The following is an 18,861-nucleotide window of genomic DNA, read 5'->3' on the forward strand; positions in this document are numbered from 1 at the left end:
GAGGCGACCAGCACGATTGACGACAGCCGAATCCGGGTATGACCCGGCGAACGCATCGAATGGGATGTGCGCTTGTGCGGGGGACGTGATCGGCGATGGTCGGTTGGCTAGACGAGCTGCAGCGACGGAATCGAACCGTCGGCGTGATCGTCGCCGTCGTCTACAAATACAACGACGATCAAGGCGGTTACCTCGCTGCCCTGATTACCTACTACGCACTGGTGTCGCTGTTTCCGCTGCTGTTGCTGTTGACCACGGGACTGGGAGTGGTGCTGGCCGGCCGGCCCGATCTGCAGGCGCAGGTGCTGCGCAGCACGCTGAGCCAGTTCCCGGTGCTCGGCGACCAACTGCATCACCCGGAGGGACTCAGCGGAGGGACGGTGGGCGTGATCGTGGGCCTGCTGGGAGCCCTCTACGGCGGCCTCGGTGTGGGGCAGGCATTGCAGAACGCGATGGATTCGGTGTGGGCGGTGCCGAAGCACAAGCGCCCCAACCCGATTCGGTCTCGTCTGCGCAGCTTGCTGTTGCTGTTGGTGCTCGGCTCGGCGGCCCTCGCGGCCACCGTATTGGCGGCGGCCGGTCACGCTACCGGGGGTCTCGGCATTTTTGGCACGATCGGCCTCGCGCTTGCCGCTATGGCGATCAATGCGTTGATCTGCCTGGTGGCTTTTCGCGTGACGACGGCGCGAGCGCTGACGTATCGGCAGGTGTTGCCCGGGGCGGTTGCCGCGGCCTTCATTTGGCAAATGCTGCAGTGGTTCGGCGCCGGCTATGTCGCGCACACCGTGAAGCGGGCCAGCGCCACCAACAGCGTGTTCGCACTGGTGTTGGGGGTGTTGGCCTTTCTGTTCCTCGCGTCGGTGGCCCTGGTGATGTGCGCCGAGGTCAACGTGGTCTTGGTGGAAAAGCTGTACCCGCGCGCATTGCTCAGCGCGTTCAGCGACGACGCGGACCTCACGCCGGCCGACCGCAAGACCTACACCAAGAAGGTCAAGGCCGAACGCGTCAAGGCCTTCGAACGTGTCAGCGTGCGCTTCGATGACGTCAGGCGGTTGCCCACGAAAGCCGTTGGGCGTCTTGAAGGTCTCGACGACTCACGCCCCTCCCGCACACCATGAGGACGGTTTACCTCCGGCTTATGGCCAAACCGTTGTGTGCGGCGCAATAGTCTGCACCCATGAGTCTGGTCACCTATGAGCTGCACGATCACGTTGCCACCATCACTCTGAATCGCCCCGAGGCGCGCAACGCCATCAACGGCGCGCTTCGCCAGGACCTCAACGCGGCCTGGGATCGTTTCCGCGACGACCTGGACGCCTGGGTCGGGATCCTGACCGCCAATGGCAGTGTGTTCTGCGCCGGCGGCGATCTCAAGGACGGCGAAGGCTCGGTCGGTACCTTCGGCGGCACCTTCTGGGAGAAACCGACGATCAACTCTTTCGAGTCAGGGATGGAACTGTTCAAGCCGACCATCGCCGCCGTGCACGGCCCCTGCATCGGATACGGCGTGACCGGGGTGTTGTTCTGTGACTTCGTCATCGCCAGCACCGAGGCCACATTCTGTTTCCCCGAAGTCTCTATCGGGGTGCCCACCATCGTCGGGGCGATCCGGCTGCCGCAGCGGGTGGGCTGGGCCAACGCCATGGAATTGCTGTTGACGGGCAAGCCGATGAGCGCCGAGCGGGCCAAAGAGGTCGGCCTGGTCTGGAAGCTCGTCGAGCCCGACCAACTGCAGGCCGAAGCGCAGGCCTGGGCCCGTACGCTCACCGAGGCCGCTCCGTTGGCTCAGCGGGCGACAAAGGAGGTGGCCTGGCGGACCGCGGACATGGGCTGGATCGAGTCGGTGCGCTTCGGCGAGACCATGCGCAAGGTGGCGGGCGCGACCGAAGACGTGGCCGAGGGTATCCGGGCGTGGGGCGAGAAGCGTAAGCCGCAGTGGCGTGGCCGCTGACGTGTCACGCACGACGCAGAACCGGCCACCGCCACCGTCGTGGCCGAGCATGTGTCAGGATTCGGGGATGAATGCACGCAGACTTGCTCGCTTCGTTGGTATCTCGGTCGTGACGGCGTGGGCACTGCTCAGTGCACCCATCGGTGCTCCTACCGCCGCCGCCGATCCATGCTCGGACGTCTCGGTGGTCTTCGCACGCGGCACCCACCAGGAGCCCGGCCTCGGCAACATCGGCCAGGCTTTCGTCGACTCACTCACGTCGCAGCTCGGCGGACGATCCGTCGACGTCTATGCCGTCAACTATCCGGCCAACGACGACTACCACAACAGCGCGAACGCCGGCGCCAATGACGCGGCCGCCCACATCCAGGACACCGTAGCCAGCTGCCCGAACTCGCGGATCGTGCTCGGTGGGTACTCGCAGGGCTCGACGGTGATCGATCTGGCCACCAACTCGTTGCCCGCCTCGGCGGCCGACCATGTCTCCGCCGTCGCCCTGTTCGGCGAGCCATCCAGCGGCTTCTCCACCATGCTGTGGGGCGGCCAACCGCTCCCGACGATCAACGCGGCCTACGGCGCCAAGACCATCAGCCTCTGCGCCCCCGACGACCCGATCTGCTCGGGCGGCGGCAACATCATGGCGCACGTCTCCTACATTGACGCCGGGATGACCGCCCAGGCCGCGACGTTCGCGGCCGACAAGATCAACCAAGCTGCGCCACGCGCCTGAACCCTGACCGGCCCGCCGCCGGCCATCCCTGATCTGTTGATCCCGCGCGCACGTCGGGCGCGGTTCAAACCCATCGATTTGGGGTAGGTGGTCTGCCACCACCTGGAGAGGGACGGCATCATGCGAGGAGCGGTCATTTACGGCGCCGGCGATGTCCGATTCGAGGACATTCCGGATCCCGAGATCGTCGCCCCCACCGACGCGATCATCCGCACCACCGCCACGTGCGTATGCGGTTCGGACCTGTGGGATTACCGCGGCATCAATCCCGTTCCCAAGCCCAAGCCGTTCGGTCACGAATACTGCGGTGTCGTCGAAGCCGTTGGCAGCGAGGTCACCTCGGTCAAGCCCGGCCAGTTCGTCATCGGATCCTTTTTCGCATCCGACGGCATCTGTCCCAACTGCCGCAACGGAATTCAGACCTCGTGCGTGAACGGGGTGCTGATGAGCGGCTGCCAAGCGGAGTTGGTGCGCATCCCGATGGCAGACGGCAGCCTGGTCGCACTGCCCGACCAACCCGACCAGGAATCGATTCCGGACCTACTGACCCTGTCGGACGTGATGGGCACCGGGTGGTTCGCCGCCGAAGCGGCCAATGTCGCTCCCGGCATGACGGTGGCCGTCGTGGGTGACGGTGCGGTGGGACTGTGCGCGGTGCTGGCCGCTCGCGAAAAGGGCGCCGAACGGATCATCGCGATGAGCCGCCACGAGCCCCGGCAAAAGCTGGCGCGCGAGTTCGGCGCCACCGACATCGTCACCGAACGCGGCGACGACGGCGTCGCCGTCATCAAGGACATCACCGACGGCGTCGGCGCCGCCGCCGTGCTGGAGTGCGTGGGCACCGGGCAATCCATGCAACAAGCCATCCAATCCGCCCGCCCCGGCGCCTTCGTCGGGTTCGTGGGTGTCCCCCACGATGTCAGCATCACCGGCGAGCAACTCTTCAGAACCCAGGTCGGGCTCCGCGGTGGTCCCGCCCCGGTTCGGCACTTCCTGCCCGCACTGATCGAGTCGGTGCTCGACGGACGGATCAAACCGGGCAAGGTGTTCGACCTGCACCTGCCCCTCGAACACGTCGCCGAGGCCTACCGGGCCATGGATGAGCGGCGCGCCATCAAGGCCTTCCTGCGGCCCTGACCGGGCCTCGGCGGCCGCGGTCGTACATCGGCTACGGTCGACGGTATGTCCAAAGCGTCCGGTAACGACCTCATCGACGACGTCACCCCTGGCGACATCATCGCCGTTGACCGCGGCTCCGGTGCACGGCCCTACAAAGTCGTGTTCAAAGACCCCACCGACGCGGGATATCTCGTCACGCTGGAAAGCGACGGCGGGGAGACCTTCCAACTCGACCTGGCCGCCGGCACCGCGGTGCAGAGGTCTCTCGAGGCGAAGTGGGAGTCGGCGCAAAGCCCCACCCCGCACTCGGACAATTGAGGACGCCGGCGACCTCGACTAGGTCGCGATACTGACCGGATCCCCCACGCGGATAACGCCTTTGGTCACCACCGCGAGGTAGGCCCCCGCGCACGGCTGAGCTGCGTGACCGCCTGTCTTCAGACGGTTTTCGACCGCGGGTATGCGTAGCGCTTGAGGAGCCCGCGGCAGCGGGCCGTGCTCCAGGGTGGGAACCACACACCGCGACGTGGCCGTCAGCACGCGCAACCGCGCCTCCCCGACGGTGATCTCGCTTCCCACCCAGTCGTTTTCGGCGTACGGCGGGAAGCCCGGCGGCGTCGCGATCACCAGATTCGGCCGGTAGCGCAGCGCCTCCACACCGATGTGCTCGAGGGTTGCCGTCGTGATCGCATGCAGTGGAGCTTCGTCGGTGAACGAGTCGCCCGGGGTGGCCTGCGCGATCCGCAGAATGCGGCCGTCGACCTCGGCATCGAGACCGAGTTCGAGCAACTTCTCCGGATCGGGCCGAACCAGCGTTGCCCCGTCGGGGCGCTGCGCCACGAGTTGGACCTGTCGTCCGGTGAGCCGGGAGATCAGCTCGTCGACACCGGGGTCATCGAAGGCCACCTTCGTCCCATCAGGCAACCTGATGCTCACGCCGTCGGCGTCCGCGTGGGCCGTGCACGTCAACAGATCACGCCAAAGCCGTGGATTCTTCGCGCTGGCCACATGTCCGGTTTCGCCGTCCACGAGTGCCAGCCGCCGGTCGCCCTCGGCGCCGCCCTCGTCGACCGACAGGGCATCCAATGTTTCGCCGAGCATCGACTTCACCGGGTAACGGAGCAACGCCTTCACCCGCATCCGCACGGCACCGGGGCCGTTGCCGGCCGTCGACTCGTCCATAGGCACCTTCATTCGAGCGTCACTGACCACTGTGCCCGAAACCGCAGCGTGTCACCACTGATCGGACGGGCGTCGCGGTAACGAGACTGCCTGAGGGTCAGCCGGGAAGCAGGCGCCTTTTCTGCTCTTCGAATTCCTGCTGGGTCAATATTCCGGCGTCGCGCAGCGATGCCAGCTCGCGCAGCTCGGCGGCGATGCTCGTGATCGGTCCACCCGGCAAAACCTGAGGGGCGGTTGACGACTCGTCCGTCTTCTCCTTCTTCGGGTCGCGCGTCGTCTTGGCCGTCTCGGCCCTGCTGCGCTCTCTACCCAGGGCGCCGCCGGTGCCGGCCATCGCGCGCCCGGCCATGCTCGCCACCGCCATCTCGCCGAACAGGCTCCCGGCGCCACTGGGCGCGGCCGCGGCCGCGGCCTCCGCGGCGGCGCCGACGCTGGTGGCCGGCAATGCCAAGGCGGTCGGGCGTATCGCCGGAGCGGCGGTCGTCCACCCGGGCGGCACCGACAGGCTGCCAACGGCGTTGGCCTCACCCAGCCCGGCTGACGCCAACGATCCGAATCCACCCGCCGGGTTCGTGATGACCGGGAACGGCGACGGCGGCACCGCGCCCTTTCCCGGCCAGGACTGCACCCCGGCCCAACCGCTGACGATGTCATCGGTGTGGAAACCGGTCAGCGCACCGGCGATGTCGAAGGGAAGGGCAATCGTCGCCGTGGGTGCGTCGACGCCCATCCCGACCAGGCTGCCCGGCGCGTCCAGGAAAATCGTGATGAGGTCGGCCTCCAGGTCCAGCGCGTTCAGCGCGGACGGGTCGGGGGCGCCCAACGCATTCGGTGCCATCGAAGCCCTGGTCAGCATGTTGGGCACCGCCGAGAGTGATTGCTGCGTAACGGCATTGCGCGTGCTCCCGGCGGCGGTGCCGGTGGCTTGGGCCACGGCTTGGGACTGACCGGCATCGGAGCTGGTGGTCTGTTCCGGCTGGGCGAACGGTGTCAGCGTGGTCGCCGAGGCCGTGGAACCCGCGTAGCCGAACATCGCCGCGGTGTCACGTGCCCACATCTCGGCATAGTCGGTCTCGGTCGTGGCGATCGCCGGCGTGTTCTGCCCGAGGAAGTTGGTCGCGACGAGGGATGCCAGCAGGGTGCGGTTGGCCGTGATCACCGGGGGCGGCACCGTCTCCGCGAAGGCCGTCTCGTAGGCGAAGGCCGCCGCACGGGCCTTGGTGGCGGCTTCTTCGGCCTGGGCTCCGGTGGTCCGCATCCACTCGAGATAGGGGGCGATCGCCGCGGTCATGGCCGCCGCCGACGGGCCGACCCACGGACCGGAGGTCAGGGCGGTGATCTCCGCCTGGTACGAGTCCGCCGTCGACTGCAGCGCGGCGGCCAATTCGTCCCATGCCATGGCGGCGGCCAGCATCGGTCCCGAGCCCGGACCGGCGTACATCCGCGCGGAGTTAATCTCCGGCGGTAGTACTGCGAAGTCCACGTTCTCCTCCGATCGCTCTCATGGCCGCGAGGGCAGTGACGGCTCCGGTGCGCGTCGTATGGGGGTAGCCAGCCGAACAGCAAACAAATCGCAATCCTTCGGGCAGTGCCGGTACCACGAAGGAAGGCGACCTAATGAGACCGTCCCGACTGCTGAGGGACCGGTCTCACACGTTTGCAGGTATGGCCCAACGTTAACGAATACAGCGAAATTGTTGCGATGGGTTAACGATAGGTTACCGGCACATGACACAGGAAACTCACAAGGGTTCGGCGCGTTCTCGGCCCCTATTCCTGGACTCACTGGGTCGCGAGAACCCGCACCGCGAGCTTGATCCGCGCTACCTCGGCCGAGCCCGCGAGGCCGCCCCCGCACGACCAATCCACCCCGGAGCGTTGTCTTCGCCGCCGACCTCCTCGAGGACGCCGCCCGCACGGCGCAGCCGGGCGGGTCGGCGCAAGCCGGGCCGGGCGGTGGTGCAAAGCCGGTCGGTCATGTAAAAGGTTCTGGTGGACGAACCGCCGAGTGGATCGTTCGATCCGTCGATGCTGCGCGAGGCGCTCATCAGGCGGGTGTATCGCCGATCGTCGGCCGAGGGCCACATCAGGGTGCCGGCCGTGCCGGATCTGATCGACGAGTACGTCCAGTTGTGCGGCAACATCTGCGCCACGCTGGGCGTCTGGTACACCCCCGAACAGTCCGCACAGCTGCGGGCCGCGCTGGAAGTCGAGTTGGCGAAGTCCTTCAAGGCCTCCCCCCGGTCGGATGTGGTCATCTCCTACCACGCCCCGTTCGGGTCGGGCGGTGTGAACTTCCGAGTGCACGCCGACTGGCGGACGATCGAGGCCGACTACGAGCAGTGGGTTGGCGTGCGCCCGCCGCCGCTGTTCGGTACTGAGCCGGACGCGCGTGTGCTGGATCTGGCGGCGGAGGCGCCCGACCCCACCACCCATCGGGTGCTCGACGTCGGTGCGGGAACCGGGCGCAACGCCCTGGCCCTGGCCCGGCGCGGCCATCGGGTCGATGCGGTGGAGATGACCCCGAAGTTCGCCGAAGCCATGCGCGCCGAAGCCGACAGCGAATCGCTGCCCGTGAACGTCATCCAAAGCGATGTGTTCACGGCGCTGGAGGGTGCACACGCGGAGTACCACCTGATGGTGCTCTCGGAGGTGGTGCCCGACTTCCGGACTCCGCACGAGTTGCGCGGCATGTTCGAACTCGCCGCGCAGTGTCTGGCCCCCGGGGGGCGCTTGGTCTTCAATACCTTCCTGGCCCACGACGGCTACGTGCCCGACGACGCCGCGGTGCAACTCAGTCAACAGTGCAACAGCATGATCTTCACCCGAGAAGAGGTGAGCGGCGCGGCGGCCGGTCTGCCTCTCTCGCCCGTTGCCGACGACTCCGCCTACGAATACGAGAAGGCGCGGCTGCCCGCCGACGCGTGGCCGCCCACGGCCTGGTTCGAGGGGTGGGCCAACGGCATCGATGTGTTCGACGTCGAGCGTGACGACTCCCCGATCGAGCTGCGCTGGCTCGTCTTTCAGAAGACGGCCTGAGCTCGTCTGGCGCCGAGCGGGCCTATGCGGTCAGGTCGCGAGTAGCCGGCCCTTCCAACAAGGTGCCGTCGGGCGCGAAGCGCGACCCATGCAGCGGACATTCCCACGCCTTGTCGGCGTCGTTCCAGTTCACGATTCCCCCGAGGTGCGGGCACACCGGTGAGACGCGGTGCTCGACGCCGTCGACGCGGCAGCGGGCTTCCAGATGCCACGGCGGACCGCTCACCACGCCACCTTCCCCGTCGACGGGGCTGCGACGGCCGATGCGCGCTACCGGGGTGATCCAGCCCTTGGTCAAGTTGAAGCCGACCTCGAGGTTGGCTTGCAGGGCCGTCGCCAACCCGGTCAGCTCGTGCGGACTCCAGCTGGCGAACGCGCGGGCCCAATCCATGCGCCCGCCCAGTATCCGGCTCGACAAGGCCAACGCCGCCGCGGCGCCGTTGGTCATGCCCCATTTGTTGAAACCCGTTGCGACGAAAATGTTTTCGTTGTTCGGCAGGATGGGGCCCACATACGGCAGATGGTCGATGGGTGTGTAGTCCTGTGCGGACCAAAAATGGGTCTGCACAGCACCCGGATAGTGCTTGCGCGTCCAGGTCGACAGCTCGTCCAGCGCAGCCGACGGGCTCTTTTCGCGACCCACGGTGTGGCCGGCCCCGCCCACGATCAGCCTCTCCCCGTCCGCGACCGGCGCGTAGCGCACCGAACGTGTCGGCGAGTCGGTGGAGATCATCATCGGCCGGGTGATGTTGCCGGGAACCTTGAAGGCCAGGCAGTAGGACCGGCTGGGTTTGACCCGCGCGAAGTACCCGCCGCGATCCAGGATCGGGATGCCGGTGGCAAGCACCAGTTGGCCGGCCTGAAGTTCGATGTCCCGCTGGGCGGCGTCGTTGACATGCACGTGTACCCCCTTGCCGCGCGAGGAGACCCGCCGCACCCGGGTGTGCTCGACCAGCCGCCCGCCGCGGTTGAGCAGTTCGACGGCCAACGAGTCGAGGAACGACATCGGGTCGAACTGCGCCTGGTCGGCCAAGCGCACACCGCCGTGATACTCGAACGGCACGTCGGCATCGTCTTCCCACAGCGCCGGCAGGCCGGCCGCCTGACATGCCTTGAGTTCGGCGCGCGCCGACGGGACACCGCGAACCGACTGGGCGTAGGTGTAGGCGTCCTCGCGCTGCACCGCCACCCCGTGCGTCTCGCAGTGGCCCAGCACCCATTCCTGGCCCTCGCGATTGCCATCGACATAGGCGCGCGCCACATCCTTGCCGTGCCGCGGCAGCACCTTCGAGAGCTGGCTTCCTTGCAGCAGGCTGATTTTGGCGGTCGTGTTCCCGGTCGCGCAGGCGCCCACCGTGCGCGCCTCGAGCACCAGCACGTCCTTGCCGGCGCGGGCCAACAGCACCGCCGTCATCAGGCCGGTGATGCCGGCGCCCACGACGATCACGTCGGCGGATGCGGGGCCCTGGTCAAGCGGGCTTGCAGCCCAAGGCCGTTCGGTTCGGTCAGTCATCCACAAAGAAGTCACGGCTGTGCTGATACCCCAACCCGGCACGAGGAAACGCCGCGCGGGGTTCACCCCGGCTTCAACCGGGCTTTTGCCTCCTTAAGTGAATCCGTGGCGGCTCGGCTGGCTTCCTTGGCCCTGTTGTAGTGGTGTTCGGCGCTGCCGAGTTCCCGCTCGGCGGCCCGCAGCGCCGTTGCTGCCTCGTCGCGGCGCTGCCGCGCCTCATCGCGTTGGCCTTCCCGCTCGGACAACAGGTCATCGGCTTCGGCTTTGGCCTGTTCGGCGGCGGCGACGGCCGCGCGCAGCTTCTCGCTGCGCCCGCTCGGCGCTTTCTTGCGCGCCGAGTCCGGCGCCGCCTCACCGAAGGCGCCGAAACCCGACCATTGCTCCGGGCGGGTCAACCGGCCCAGCCGTGCCCTCACCTGCGGGTCGGCGATGGCGGCTTGCAGTGTGCTGGTCAGCCCTTCGCGCACGCTCGCCGACGCCTGTTTCGCGTCGGCGGCTTGCAGCGCCTCGGAGGTGAGTTCGTCGATCAGTTTGTGTTGCTCGGCCGAGAGGTCGCGGATGCGTGCTCCGTCCATGTCGGCATGTGCGCCTCGCAACCGCTCACCGAGGTCCGCCAGGCGCTTGCGGGTGTCCTTGCGCCGCAGGGTCAGTCGGTTGACGATCCACGCCGCCGTTGTCGGTTTGTTGGCCGCCGAAATCCGTTTGGCGGCGGCCTCGTCACCGCGCTTGTTGGCCGCGGCGGCCAACCTGGCGCGTTCCGCGGTGAACTCCTTGGGCGGCACGCAATAGAGAATGTCGAGTTCCTCGTCAGCCATGAAGCCATGATCTCTCGCGGGCCGGGCGACGGTCTGAACCTTTGCGCCGAGCGTGTACTCACGGCGAGGATTTGACGATTTCTTTGCCCAGAATGCACGTTCGACGCAGGGCACGTCACGTTTACGGGGAGCGCGCCGCGGGTTATCAGGTGCACAACATGACAATCAGTTGGTCTCGCCGGCTCCTGCTGGCCGTGTTCGTTGTCGTCGGGGTGGTCGGCGCGATCCAGCTCGCATCGCCGGATCGCCACGCCGGAACCGCCGCGACGGCGCCCGGGCCGGCGCAAGTGACGTTCACCCCCGGCCCCAATGCTCGTGACGTCGACCCCGTCGCCCCGGTGATGGTCAAAGCCGAGGCGGGCACCCTGGCCGGCGTCGACATGGTCAACGAGGCCGGTAATTCGGTCCAGGGCGTCATGACCCCGGACAACCTGGTCTGGAAGCCCACCGTCCCGTTGGGATACGGGCGCACCTACACGCTGACGGTCACCAGCCGCGGAACCAATGGCGTTGCGGCCAAACAAGTCTCGACATTCACCACGTTGCAGCCGTCCAACCAGACCAAGGTGTCGTTCACCACCACGGCGGAGTCCGCACTACGTGACGGCGGCACCTACGGCGTCGGAACGGTCATCGTCGCGCACTTCGACGAGCAGATCGCCGACCGGGCCGCCGCCGAGCGGCACCTGGCCGTGACCACCACTCCGAAGGTCGAGGGGTCATGGTTCTGGGTCGACGGCCAAAACGCACACTGGCGGCCGGAGCATTACTACGCCCCGGGTACGGAGATCTCCGCCGAGGCGCAAATCTACGGAATCGCGTTGGGTGACGGGCTATTCGGGCAAGACGACAGCCGGGTCTCGTTCCGGATCGGTGACGCGCATGTCTCCATCGCCGACGACGCCACCAAGCAAATCAGCGTCTTCGACAACGGAACGTTGGTGCGCACGATGCCCACCAGCATGGGAATGGGCGGCACCGAGGACGTCGGCGGGCGCAAGATCTCGCTGTGGACCCCGCCCGGGGTCTACACGGTGCTCGACAAGGGCAACCCGGTTGTCATGGACTCCTCAACGTTCGGGTTGCCCAAGAATTCCAGGCTCGGGTATCGCGAAACCATCAACTACGCGACCAAGATCAGCTCTGACGGCATCTACCTGCATGAGCTCGAAGCCACGGTGTGGGCGCAGGGCCATCGCGACACGTCTCACGGGTGCTTGAACCTCAACGCCGACAACGCGAAATGGTTCTACGACTTCTCGGTGCCCGGTGACGTCGTCGAGGTCCGCAACAGCGGCGGGCCACCGCTGGCGCTGGACCAGAACGGCGATTGGACGCTCAGCTGGGACCAGTGGCGCAAAGGCAGCGCACTCAAGCCCGCGTGAAGGCCGCGTCACGCGGCCGCGAAGTGACCCAGCCCATTCGTCACCCAGAATTGTGCCCCATTTCACAAGAAACTCTTGACTCGTTCCAGATAAGTGCGTCATATTGGTGCGGTGTCATCGACGGCCGATTACGCGGAGAGGTTGCGGATGGCCGATCTGCGGGTGACCCGCCCCAGGCTTGCCGTGCTGGAAGTCGTGGACGCCAATCCGCACGCCGACACCGAGACAATCTTCTCGGCGGTCCGGATGGGCCTGCCCGATGTCTCCCGCCAAGCCGTCTACGACGTCCTCAACGCGTTGACCACGGTCGGTCTGGTCCGGCGCATCCAGCCGTTGGGAATGGTCGCCCGCTACGAGTCGCGGGTCGGCGACAACCACCACCACGTCGTCTGCCGGTCCTGCGGGATCATCGGCGACATCGACTGCGCCGTCGGCGACGCACCCTGCCTGACGCCGTCGGACGACGACAACGTTCTTGATGGCTTCGTTCTCGACGAGGCCGAAGTCATCTACTGGGGCCTGTGCGCCGATTGCTCGACTGCAGGCTTCTAGATCACAGCCCGTGATCGCAGCCCGATTCATCCACCCTCGAAAGGAATGCTGTGTCATCTGATACATCCGGCAGCCGCCCACCCCAACCAGACAGCGGGACGGCTAGCAACAGCGAAAGCGAAAACCCAGCAATCCCTTCCCCGCAGCCGAAGTCGAATGCGCCACGGACCAACCAGGACTGGTGGCCCAACCAGGTCGACGTCTCGACACTGCACCCGCACTCGCCCCAATCCAACCCGCTCGGCGAGGGCTTCGACTACGCCGCGGAATTCGCCAAACTCGACGTCGACGCGCTCAAGGCCGACATGATCTCGTTGATGACCACGTCGCAGGACTGGTGGCCGGCGGACTACGGCCACTACGGCGGCCTGTTCATCCGGATGAGCTGGCATGCCGCGGGCACCTACCGCATCCACGACGGCCGTGGCGGCGGCGGACAGGGCATGCAGCGGTTCGCCCCACTGAACAGTTGGCCGGACAATGCGAGCCTGGACAAGGCCCGCCGGTTGCTGTGGCCGATCAAAAAGAAGTACGGCAACAAGCTCTCCTGGGCGGACCTGATCGTCTTGGCCGGCAACGTGGCCCTGGAATCGATGGGGTTCAAGACCTTCGGCTTCGCCTTCGGCCGCGAGGACGTGTGGGAGCCCGAAGAGATCCTCTTCGGTGAAGAGGACGAGTGGTTGGGCACCGACAAGCGCTACTCGGGTAAGCGCGATCTCGCGGAGCCCTACGGCGCGACCACCATGGGTCTGATCTACGTCAACCCGGAAGGCCCGGAGGGCAAGCCGGACCCGATCGCCGCGGCGATCGACATCCGCGAGACCTTCGGCCGGATGGCGATGAACGACGAGGAGACGGCCGCGCTCATCGTCGGTGGTCACAGTTTCGGCAAGACCCACGGCGCCGGCGACGCCGACCTGGTCGGCCCGGAGCCGGAGGCCGCCCCGATCGAGCAGCAGGGGCTCGGCTGGAAGAGCTCCTACGGCAGCGGTTCGGGCAAGGACGCCATCACCAGCGGCCTGGAGGTCGTGTGGACGCCCACCCCGACGAAGTGGGACAACAGCTTCCTGGAAACGCTGTACGGCTACGAATGGGAGCTGACCAAGAGCCCCGCCGGGGCGTGGCAGTTCACCGCCAAGGACGGGGCGGGTGCCGGCACCATCCCCGATCCATTCGATGGTCCGGGCCGCGCCCCGACCATGCTGGTCACCGACATCGCGTTGCGGGAGAGCCCGATCTATGCGGACATCACCCGCCGTTGGCTGGACCACCCCGAGGAGCTCGCCGACGCGTTCGCCAAGGCGTGGTACAAGCTGCTGCACCGCGACATGGGCCCGATCACCCGCTACCTGGGGCCGTGGATCGCCGAACCGCAGCTTTGGCAGGACCCCGTCCCCGCCGTCGACCACGAGCTGGTCGACGACCAGGACGTCGCGGAGCTGAAGACCAAGGTGCTCGGCTCGGGCCTGTCGGTTCAGCAATTGATCAAGACGGCCTGGTCGGCGGCGGCCAGCTATCGCAACACCGACAAGCGCGGCGGAGCGAACGGCGGACGGCTACGGCTCGAGCCGCAGCGCAATTGGGAGGCCAACGAGCCCTCGGAGCTGGACAAGGTGTTGCCGGTTCTCGAAAAGATCCAGCGGGATTTCAACGCCTCGGCCTCCGGCGGCAAGAAGATCTCGCTGGCCGACCTGATCGTGCTGGCGGGTTCGGCGGCCGTCGAGAAGGCGGCCAAGGACGGCGGCTACGAGATCTCGGTGCACTTCGCGCCCGGGCGTACTGACGCCACGCAGGAGAACACCGACGTGGAGTCGTTCGCGGTGCTCGAACCGCGGGCCGACGGGTTCCGCAACTACATGCGCCCCGGCGAGAAGGCGCCGCTCGAGCAGTTGCTGCTGGAACGGGCGCGCTTGCTCGGCGTGACCGGTCCGGAGCTGACCGTGCTTGTCGGGGGCCTGCGTGTCCTCGGCGCCAACCACGGCGGCAGCAAGCACGGCGTGTTCACCGACAAGCCGGGCGCGTTGACCAACGACTTCTTCGTCAACCTGCTCGACATGGGCACCGAATGGAAGGCGTCGGAGACCGCGGAGAACGTCTACGAAGGGCATGACCGGGCCTCCGGCGCGCTGAAGTGGACCGCGACCGCGAATGACCTTGTCTTCGGCTCCAACTCGGTGCTGCGCGGACTGGTCGAGATCTACGCCCAGGACGACGCCCACGGAAAGTTCGTGGAGGACTTCGTCGCGGCGTGGGTGAAGGTCATGAACAACGACCGGTTCGACCTCAAGTAAATCCCGGATAGCGAACGACACCCCGTGAGCCGACGGCCCGCGGGGTGTCGTTCTTTCACACGTGTGCCGTCGGCGGAGCCTGCATCGAGCGTGGTGCCTGTGCACTGGATCGGCGTCAGATCAGCGAGCCAAATCCCATTGCCCGTAGTCGGGCGCGAGGACGTCGTCGACGTCCACGTTGATCCCGCCGAGCAGCGGGCCCGGGTTCGACGGGCTGTTGACCACCGCCTGGTAGAGCACCGCAGCGGGTTCGCGCTCCCCGTGCGACCACGATCGCGTCTGCCACGCCCACCGGCGGCCCGGCGTGCCGGAATTCCCGATGACGCCGTCCCGGATCGCCCACCCGCACGCCCTGGCATGCCCGTAGATGCCGGTACGGCCGACGCCCAGCACCGAGTTGATCCCCCGAAACCAGTCGACGCCAACGCTATTCCAGATGCTGTCGTCGATATCGTCGTCGATGCTGAAGAAGATCGGCGCCGAATCCGGTCCCCCGGCCGCGGCGTGCAGCCGCATGGCCGTCTGGGCGTCGGCCACGCCGCCGTCGTGCCCGCGGGTGCAGTCGGATGGGTCGGGCCAACCAGGCTTGCCATATTGGAAGTTGCTGACGATCTGAAGGCCCGCCGCGCGCAGCGAGTCCGCGTATTGGCGGGTGATGGGCTTCGCCTCGAAGTTCGCGCCCGGCCTCGGCTCCGACACGTAGTTGATCACCCCGTCGTATCCGGCGGCTTTGATCTCGTCGGGCGCGATCCTCTTCTCGGCGAAATCGATCAGCGTCAGACCGGTGGCCGCCGATGTCGGTCCCTCGGCAATCGCGGCCGTCGCACCCAGGCTCAGCAGCGCGGGGACGAACGCGTATTTCAGGGCATCGCGTCTGGATACAGATCGCGTCGCCTGTCCCGCCGGTGCAGCCGAATCCCGCACCGCGTGATGGTAACAAAGCCCTCAAGCCGCTCATTCTCGCCGGTCAACGCCCGGAACCCACCGGTCGGAAAGCTGGTGGCCGCCGTCCAGTGGCATGATCCTTGCGTGTCGCACATCCCGGGGGCCGTCTCCGCGCGGGGCGGCGGGTTTCGGGCTCGTTGCGCTCGCTTAGGTGATCGAACTATAGTCTGGACACATGTCCAGTTTGCTGTCACGGAGTTCGGGAGCCCGTTGACCGCGATGGATTCGGCGCCTTTCCGCGGTCATTTTCCAGCAAAGAAGAGTTGAGTATGCGAATTGCCCTGCTGTCCTACCGTAGTAAGACCCATTGCGGCGGACAGGGCGTCTATGTGCGCCATCTCAGCCACGGTCTGGTGGAACTCGGTCACGGGGTCGAGGTGTTTTCCGGGCAGCCCTATCCCGACCTGCTCGACCCCCGAGTCCGGCTCACCGAAGTGCCGAGCCTGGATCTCTATCGGGAGCCCGACCCGTTCCGGGTGCCGCGGCCGAGCGAAATCCGCGGCTCCATCGACCTTTTGGAATTGCTCACCACGTGGACCGCGGGCTTTCCCGAACCGCGGACGTTCACCATGCGAGCCGCCCGGTTATTGGCCGCGCGGACAGCCGATTTCGACGTCGTCCACGACAACCAGAGCCTGGGCACCGGGCTGCTCAGCATCGCCGGCGCGGGACTGCCGGTGGTGGCCACCGTGCACCACCCGATCACCCGCGATCGGGTACTGGATCTGGCCGCGGCGCGATGGTGGCGAAAGCCGTTGGTGCGCCGTTGGTATGGGTTCTTGGACATGCAGCAGGAGGTCGCCCGCCACATCCCCGACCTGTTGACGGTCTCGTCGTCGTCGGCCGCCGACATCATCAGCGACTTCGGTGTCGCGCCGGACCAGCTGCACGTGGTGCCGCTGGGGGTGAACACCGAGCTGTTCAAACCGGGATCCGGCCCGCGGGAGCCGGGCCGAATCATCGCGATCGCCAGCGCCGACACCCCGCTGAAGGGCGTCCGTAACCTGCTGCAAGCGGTCGCCAGGCTGCGCGCCGTACGGGATCTCGAGTTGCGGCTCGTCGCCAAGGTCGAACCCAACGGCCCGACCCACAAGCTCATCGCCGAACTCGGCATCTCCGACATCGTGCACATCACCAGTGGGCTTTCCGATGCCGAGCTCGCGGCGCTGTTCGCGTCCGCGGAGGTGGCCTGCATCCCGTCGCTCTACGAGGGGTTTTCGCTGCCGGCCGTGGAAGCCATGGCCAGCGGCACCCCGATCGTCGCCAGCCGGGTGGGCGCACTGCCGGAAGTCCTTGGGACGGACGGCGCTTGCGCCGAGCTGGTGCCGCCCGGCGACGTCGACGCCCTGACCCGCGCGCTCGGTGAGCTCCTGGATTCTCCGGAAAAGCGCCGCAACCTCGGCAAGGCGGGGCGTACACGCGCGGTCGACGTGTTCAGCTGGGAAGCTGTGGCCGCCCAAACCGTCCGGGTCTACGAGCGGGCGATCGCCCGCAACGCGCGAGGCGCGGCGCCATGCTGACCGTCGATTTCGACCGGCTGGGGATCGGCCCGTCGAGCAAGGTCATCGATGTGGGTTGCGGTGCCGGCCGGCACGCGTTCGAAGCGTATCGGCGTGGTGCCGACATTGTGGCCTTTGACCGCGATGAGGCCGAATTACGGTCGGTTGACACCATTTTGCGCGCGATGGCCGAGAACGGCGAGGCGCCGGCCGGAGCATCGGCGAAGGTGGTGGCCGGCGATGCGCTCACATTGCCCTACGCCGATCAGACCTTCGACTGCGTCATCGCCTCGGAGATCCTGGAGCACATACCGCAAGACGACGTCGCCATCGCCGAACTGATCAGGGTGCTCAAAGTCGGTGGCACGCTGGCGGTCAGCGTGCCCCGCTGGCTGCCCGAACGGGTGTGCTGGTTGCTGTCCGACGAATATCACGCCAACGAGGGCGGCCATGTGCGCGTCTACCGGGCCAGCGAATTGCGCGGCAAGATCCTCGATGGCCGAATGAAATTGACTCACGCCCACCATGCGCATGCACTGCACTCCCCGTTCTGGTGGCTGAAATGCGCTGTGGGCGTTTCCAATACCGACCATCGTGCGGTGACCGCCTACCACAAACTTCTGGTCTGGGATCTGATGCAGCGACCCAAGATCACCCAGCTCGCGGAGTCGGTGCTCAACCCGCTGGTGGGCAAGAGCGTGGCGATGTACTTCGTCAAGCAGCAGGAGGCGGAAAGCCAAGCGACTGCAGGATATTCAGTTGCATCGGTCTAACCTGCCCGCGGTCGCGGGGGTACTCACTCCCGAGCAATGCCGACAGACCGCGCTGTCCATTGTCGCCGCACAGGAAACCTCGGGAGCCATCCCCTGGTTCGAAGGCGGACACACCGACCCCTGGGATCACGTGGAGTGCGCGATGGCACTCACCACCGCCGGGCTGCTCGAGTCGGCGCGGGCGGCTTTCGACTGGAGCCGCCGCACCCAGCGGCCGGACGGCTCCTGGCCCATCCAGTTCCGGGCGGGCGTGATCGAAGACGCCAACAGCGACAGCAACTTCTGCGCCTACATCGCCGCGGGCGTGTGGCACCACATACTGGTCACGGGTGACGAGTCGTTCGCGGCCCAGATGTGGCCGGTGGTGCACAAGGCGATCGATTTCGTCATCGACATGCAGGTCGGCAATGGCGAGATCGGTTGGGCCCGAAGCGAAGCAGGTCTGTTGCCGGAAGCGCTGCTGACCGGGTGCTCGAGCGTGTATCACAGCATCCGCTGCGCGCTCGCGCTGGCGGCTTTCGTCGGGGACCCCCAGCCGGAGTGGGAATTGGCGCTGGGCCGCCTGGGCCATGCCCTCACCGACCACCCGGAGGCGTTCACCGAAAAAGACCGCTACTCGATGGACTGGTACTACCCCATCCTCGGCAGTGCCTTGCGAGGTCCGGCGGCGGCCGCGCGCATCAAGCAGCGCTGGGATGACTTCGTGGTCGACGGCCTGGGCATCCGGTGCGTCGGCGATCGCCCCTGGGTGACCGGCGCCGAAACCTGCGAGCTGGTGATGGCGCTGGACGCCCTCGGCCAGCGGTCCGACGCTCACCGCCAGTTCGCCGCCATGCAGCACCTTCGCGAGGACGACGGATCCTATTGGACCGGCCTGGTTTTCGCGGACGGGAAGCGGTGGCCCGAGGAACGCACCACGTGGACCGGCGCCGCGATGATCCTGGCGGCGGACGCCCTGTCGAACGCGACCGCCGGCGCGGGGATCTTCCGGGGCGACGTGCTCCCGGTGGGCCTGCAGACCGACTTCGACTGCGAATGCGTCGCGACCGGGCCGGGCCGCTAACCGG

At 67.0% G+C, this 18,861-nt stretch carries 16 protein-coding genes and 1 pseudogene; 12 read left to right on the forward strand and 5 right to left on the reverse strand.

What is annotated here, in order from left to right:
* Positions 1-95: 95 nt before the first annotated feature.
* The 5 genes from A5775_RS18995 to A5775_RS19015 all read left to right on the forward strand — a co-directional run bounded on the left by A5775_RS18995 (position 96) and on the right by A5775_RS19015 (position 4,118).
* The gene (locus A5775_RS18995; protein ID WP_067255755.1) at positions 96-1,118 is read left to right on the forward strand and encodes a YihY/virulence factor BrkB family protein; all 1,023 of its coding nucleotides are present in this window, start codon (positions 96-98) and stop codon (positions 1,116-1,118) included.
* Between the two features lie 59 nt (positions 1,119-1,177).
* On the forward strand, positions 1,178-1,951 hold the full coding sequence (locus tag A5775_RS19000; protein WP_067255757.1) for an enoyl-CoA hydratase/isomerase family protein: 774 nt from the start codon (positions 1,178-1,180) through the stop codon (positions 1,949-1,951).
* 67 nt (positions 1,952-2,018) lie between these two features.
* Positions 2,019-2,681: a cutinase family protein gene (locus A5775_RS19005; protein WP_197512731.1), complete on the forward strand. Its 663-nt coding sequence runs from the start codon at positions 2,019-2,021 to the stop codon at positions 2,679-2,681.
* Between the two features lie 120 nt (positions 2,682-2,801).
* Positions 2,802-3,818 (forward strand): zinc-dependent alcohol dehydrogenase family protein, encoded by a 1,017-nt coding sequence (locus tag A5775_RS19010; RefSeq protein ID WP_067255911.1) that lies wholly within the window; start codon positions 2,802-2,804, stop codon positions 3,816-3,818.
* A 45-nt stretch (positions 3,819-3,863) separates the two neighbouring features.
* Positions 3,864-4,118: a hypothetical protein gene (locus tag A5775_RS19015; RefSeq protein ID WP_067255763.1), complete on the forward strand. Its 255-nt coding sequence runs from the start codon at positions 3,864-3,866 to the stop codon at positions 4,116-4,118.
* Positions 4,119-4,136: 18 nt separating this feature from the next.
* Here the strand turns inward: A5775_RS19015 and A5775_RS19020 are convergent, their stop codons facing one another.
* The gene (locus tag A5775_RS19020; protein ID WP_067255766.1) at positions 4,137-4,982 is read right to left on the reverse strand and encodes an MOSC domain-containing protein; all 846 of its coding nucleotides are present in this window, start codon (positions 4,980-4,982) and stop codon (positions 4,137-4,139) included.
* 97 nt (positions 4,983-5,079) lie between these two features.
* Positions 5,080-6,465: a PPE domain-containing protein gene (locus tag A5775_RS19025; RefSeq protein ID WP_067255768.1), complete on the reverse strand. Its 1,386-nt coding sequence runs from the start codon at positions 6,463-6,465 to the stop codon at positions 5,080-5,082.
* 545 nt (positions 6,466-7,010) lie between these two features.
* Between A5775_RS19025 and A5775_RS19030 the strand changes: the two genes are divergently transcribed.
* Positions 7,011-8,021, forward strand: coding sequence for a class I SAM-dependent methyltransferase (locus A5775_RS19030; RefSeq protein ID WP_369827891.1), 1,011 nt, complete (start codon positions 7,011-7,013; stop codon positions 8,019-8,021).
* Between the two features lie 22 nt (positions 8,022-8,043).
* On the opposite strand, the gene A5775_RS19035 is transcribed toward A5775_RS19030, so the two are convergent.
* Both A5775_RS19035 and A5775_RS19040 read right to left on the reverse strand, forming a co-directional pair.
* Positions 8,044-9,534: an FAD-dependent oxidoreductase gene (locus A5775_RS19035; protein WP_067255775.1), complete on the reverse strand. Its 1,491-nt coding sequence runs from the start codon at positions 9,532-9,534 to the stop codon at positions 8,044-8,046.
* A gap of 62 nt (positions 9,535-9,596) precedes the next feature.
* On the reverse strand, positions 9,597-10,349 hold the full coding sequence (locus A5775_RS19040) for a hypothetical protein (protein ID WP_067255777.1): 753 nt from the start codon (positions 10,347-10,349) through the stop codon (positions 9,597-9,599).
* A gap of 158 nt (positions 10,350-10,507) precedes the next feature.
* On the opposite strand from A5775_RS19040, the gene A5775_RS19045 reads away from it, so the two are divergent.
* From A5775_RS19045 to katG, 3 genes and pseudogenes are all read left to right on the forward strand, one after another.
* Positions 10,508-11,734, forward strand: coding sequence for an Ig-like domain-containing protein (locus tag A5775_RS19045; protein WP_067255913.1), 1,227 nt, complete (start codon positions 10,508-10,510; stop codon positions 11,732-11,734).
* 111 nt (positions 11,735-11,845) lie between these two features.
* Positions 11,846-12,347 (forward strand): annotated as a pseudogene (locus A5775_RS19050) (Fur family transcriptional regulator).
* Positions 12,337-14,577 carry a catalase/peroxidase HPI gene (katG, locus tag A5775_RS19055; protein ID WP_067255781.1) on the forward strand — a complete coding sequence of 747 codons (2,241 nt, stop codon included), beginning with the start codon at positions 12,337-12,339 and terminating at the stop codon, positions 14,575-14,577. Before A5775_RS19050 ends, katG begins: the two are co-directional and overlap by 11 nt.
* A 120-nt stretch (positions 14,578-14,697) precedes the next feature.
* On the opposite strand, the gene A5775_RS19060 is transcribed toward katG, so the two are convergent.
* Positions 14,698-15,501, reverse strand: coding sequence for a DUF1906 domain-containing protein (locus A5775_RS19060; RefSeq protein ID WP_067255783.1), 804 nt, complete (start codon positions 15,499-15,501; stop codon positions 14,698-14,700).
* Between the two features lie 290 nt (positions 15,502-15,791).
* Here A5775_RS19060 and A5775_RS19065 point away from each other — a divergent pair, with 290 nt between their 5' ends.
* From A5775_RS19065 to A5775_RS19075, 3 genes are read left to right on the forward strand one after another with little or no spacing between them, the layout of a single operon-like run.
* Positions 15,792-17,042: a glycosyltransferase family 4 protein gene (locus A5775_RS19065; protein ID WP_067255785.1), complete on the forward strand. Its 1,251-nt coding sequence runs from the start codon at positions 15,792-15,794 to the stop codon at positions 17,040-17,042.
* Positions 17,036-17,794 carry a class I SAM-dependent methyltransferase gene (locus A5775_RS19070; protein ID WP_067255787.1) on the forward strand — a complete coding sequence of 253 codons (759 nt, stop codon included), beginning with the start codon at positions 17,036-17,038 and terminating at the stop codon, positions 17,792-17,794. Before A5775_RS19065 ends, A5775_RS19070 begins: the two co-directional genes overlap by 7 nt.
* Positions 17,781-18,857, forward strand: a complete 1,077-nt coding sequence (locus tag A5775_RS19075; RefSeq protein ID WP_067255789.1) for a prenyltransferase — start codon at positions 17,781-17,783, stop codon at positions 18,855-18,857. Before A5775_RS19070 ends, A5775_RS19075 begins: the two co-directional genes overlap by 14 nt.
* The last annotated feature ends 4 nt before the right edge of the window (positions 18,858-18,861 follow it).

The sequence above is a fragment of the Mycobacterium sp. 852002-10029_SCH5224772 genome (assembly GCF_001667315.1).
Lineage (GTDB): Bacteria > Actinomycetota > Actinomycetes > Mycobacteriales > Mycobacteriaceae > Mycobacterium.

Bases quoted from the DNA above. Each gene is read 5' to 3' on its own strand.
- A5775_RS19020 (WP_067255766.1), bottom strand. From the start codon at position 4,982: ATGGACGAGTCGACGGCCGGCAACGGCCCCGGTGCCGTGCGGATGCGG.
- A5775_RS19010 (WP_067255911.1), top strand. From the start codon at position 2,802: ATGCGAGGAGCGGTCATTTACGGCGCCGGCGATGTCCGATTCGAGGAC.
- A5775_RS18995 (WP_067255755.1), top strand. From the start codon at position 96: ATGGTCGGTTGGCTAGACGAGCTGCAGCGACGGAATCGAACCGTCGGC.
- A5775_RS19045 (WP_067255913.1), top strand. From the start codon at position 10,508: ATGACAATCAGTTGGTCTCGCCGGCTCCTGCTGGCCGTGTTCGTTGTC.
- A5775_RS19065 (WP_067255785.1), top strand. From the start codon at position 15,792: ATGCGAATTGCCCTGCTGTCCTACCGTAGTAAGACCCATTGCGGCGGA.
- A5775_RS19015 (WP_067255763.1), top strand. From the start codon at position 3,864: ATGTCCAAAGCGTCCGGTAACGACCTCATCGACGACGTCACCCCTGGC.
- A5775_RS19070 (WP_067255787.1), top strand. From the start codon at position 17,036: ATGCTGACCGTCGATTTCGACCGGCTGGGGATCGGCCCGTCGAGCAAG.
- A5775_RS19005 (WP_197512731.1), top strand. From the start codon at position 2,019: ATGAATGCACGCAGACTTGCTCGCTTCGTTGGTATCTCGGTCGTGACG.
- A5775_RS19000 (WP_067255757.1), top strand. From the start codon at position 1,178: ATGAGTCTGGTCACCTATGAGCTGCACGATCACGTTGCCACCATCACT.
- A5775_RS19040 (WP_067255777.1), bottom strand. From the start codon at position 10,349: ATGGCTGACGAGGAACTCGACATTCTCTATTGCGTGCCGCCCAAGGAG.
- A5775_RS19035 (WP_067255775.1), bottom strand. From the start codon at position 9,534: ATGACTGACCGAACCGAACGGCCTTGGGCTGCAAGCCCGCTTGACCAG.
- A5775_RS19030 (WP_369827891.1), top strand. From the start codon at position 7,011: ATGCTGCGCGAGGCGCTCATCAGGCGGGTGTATCGCCGATCGTCGGCC.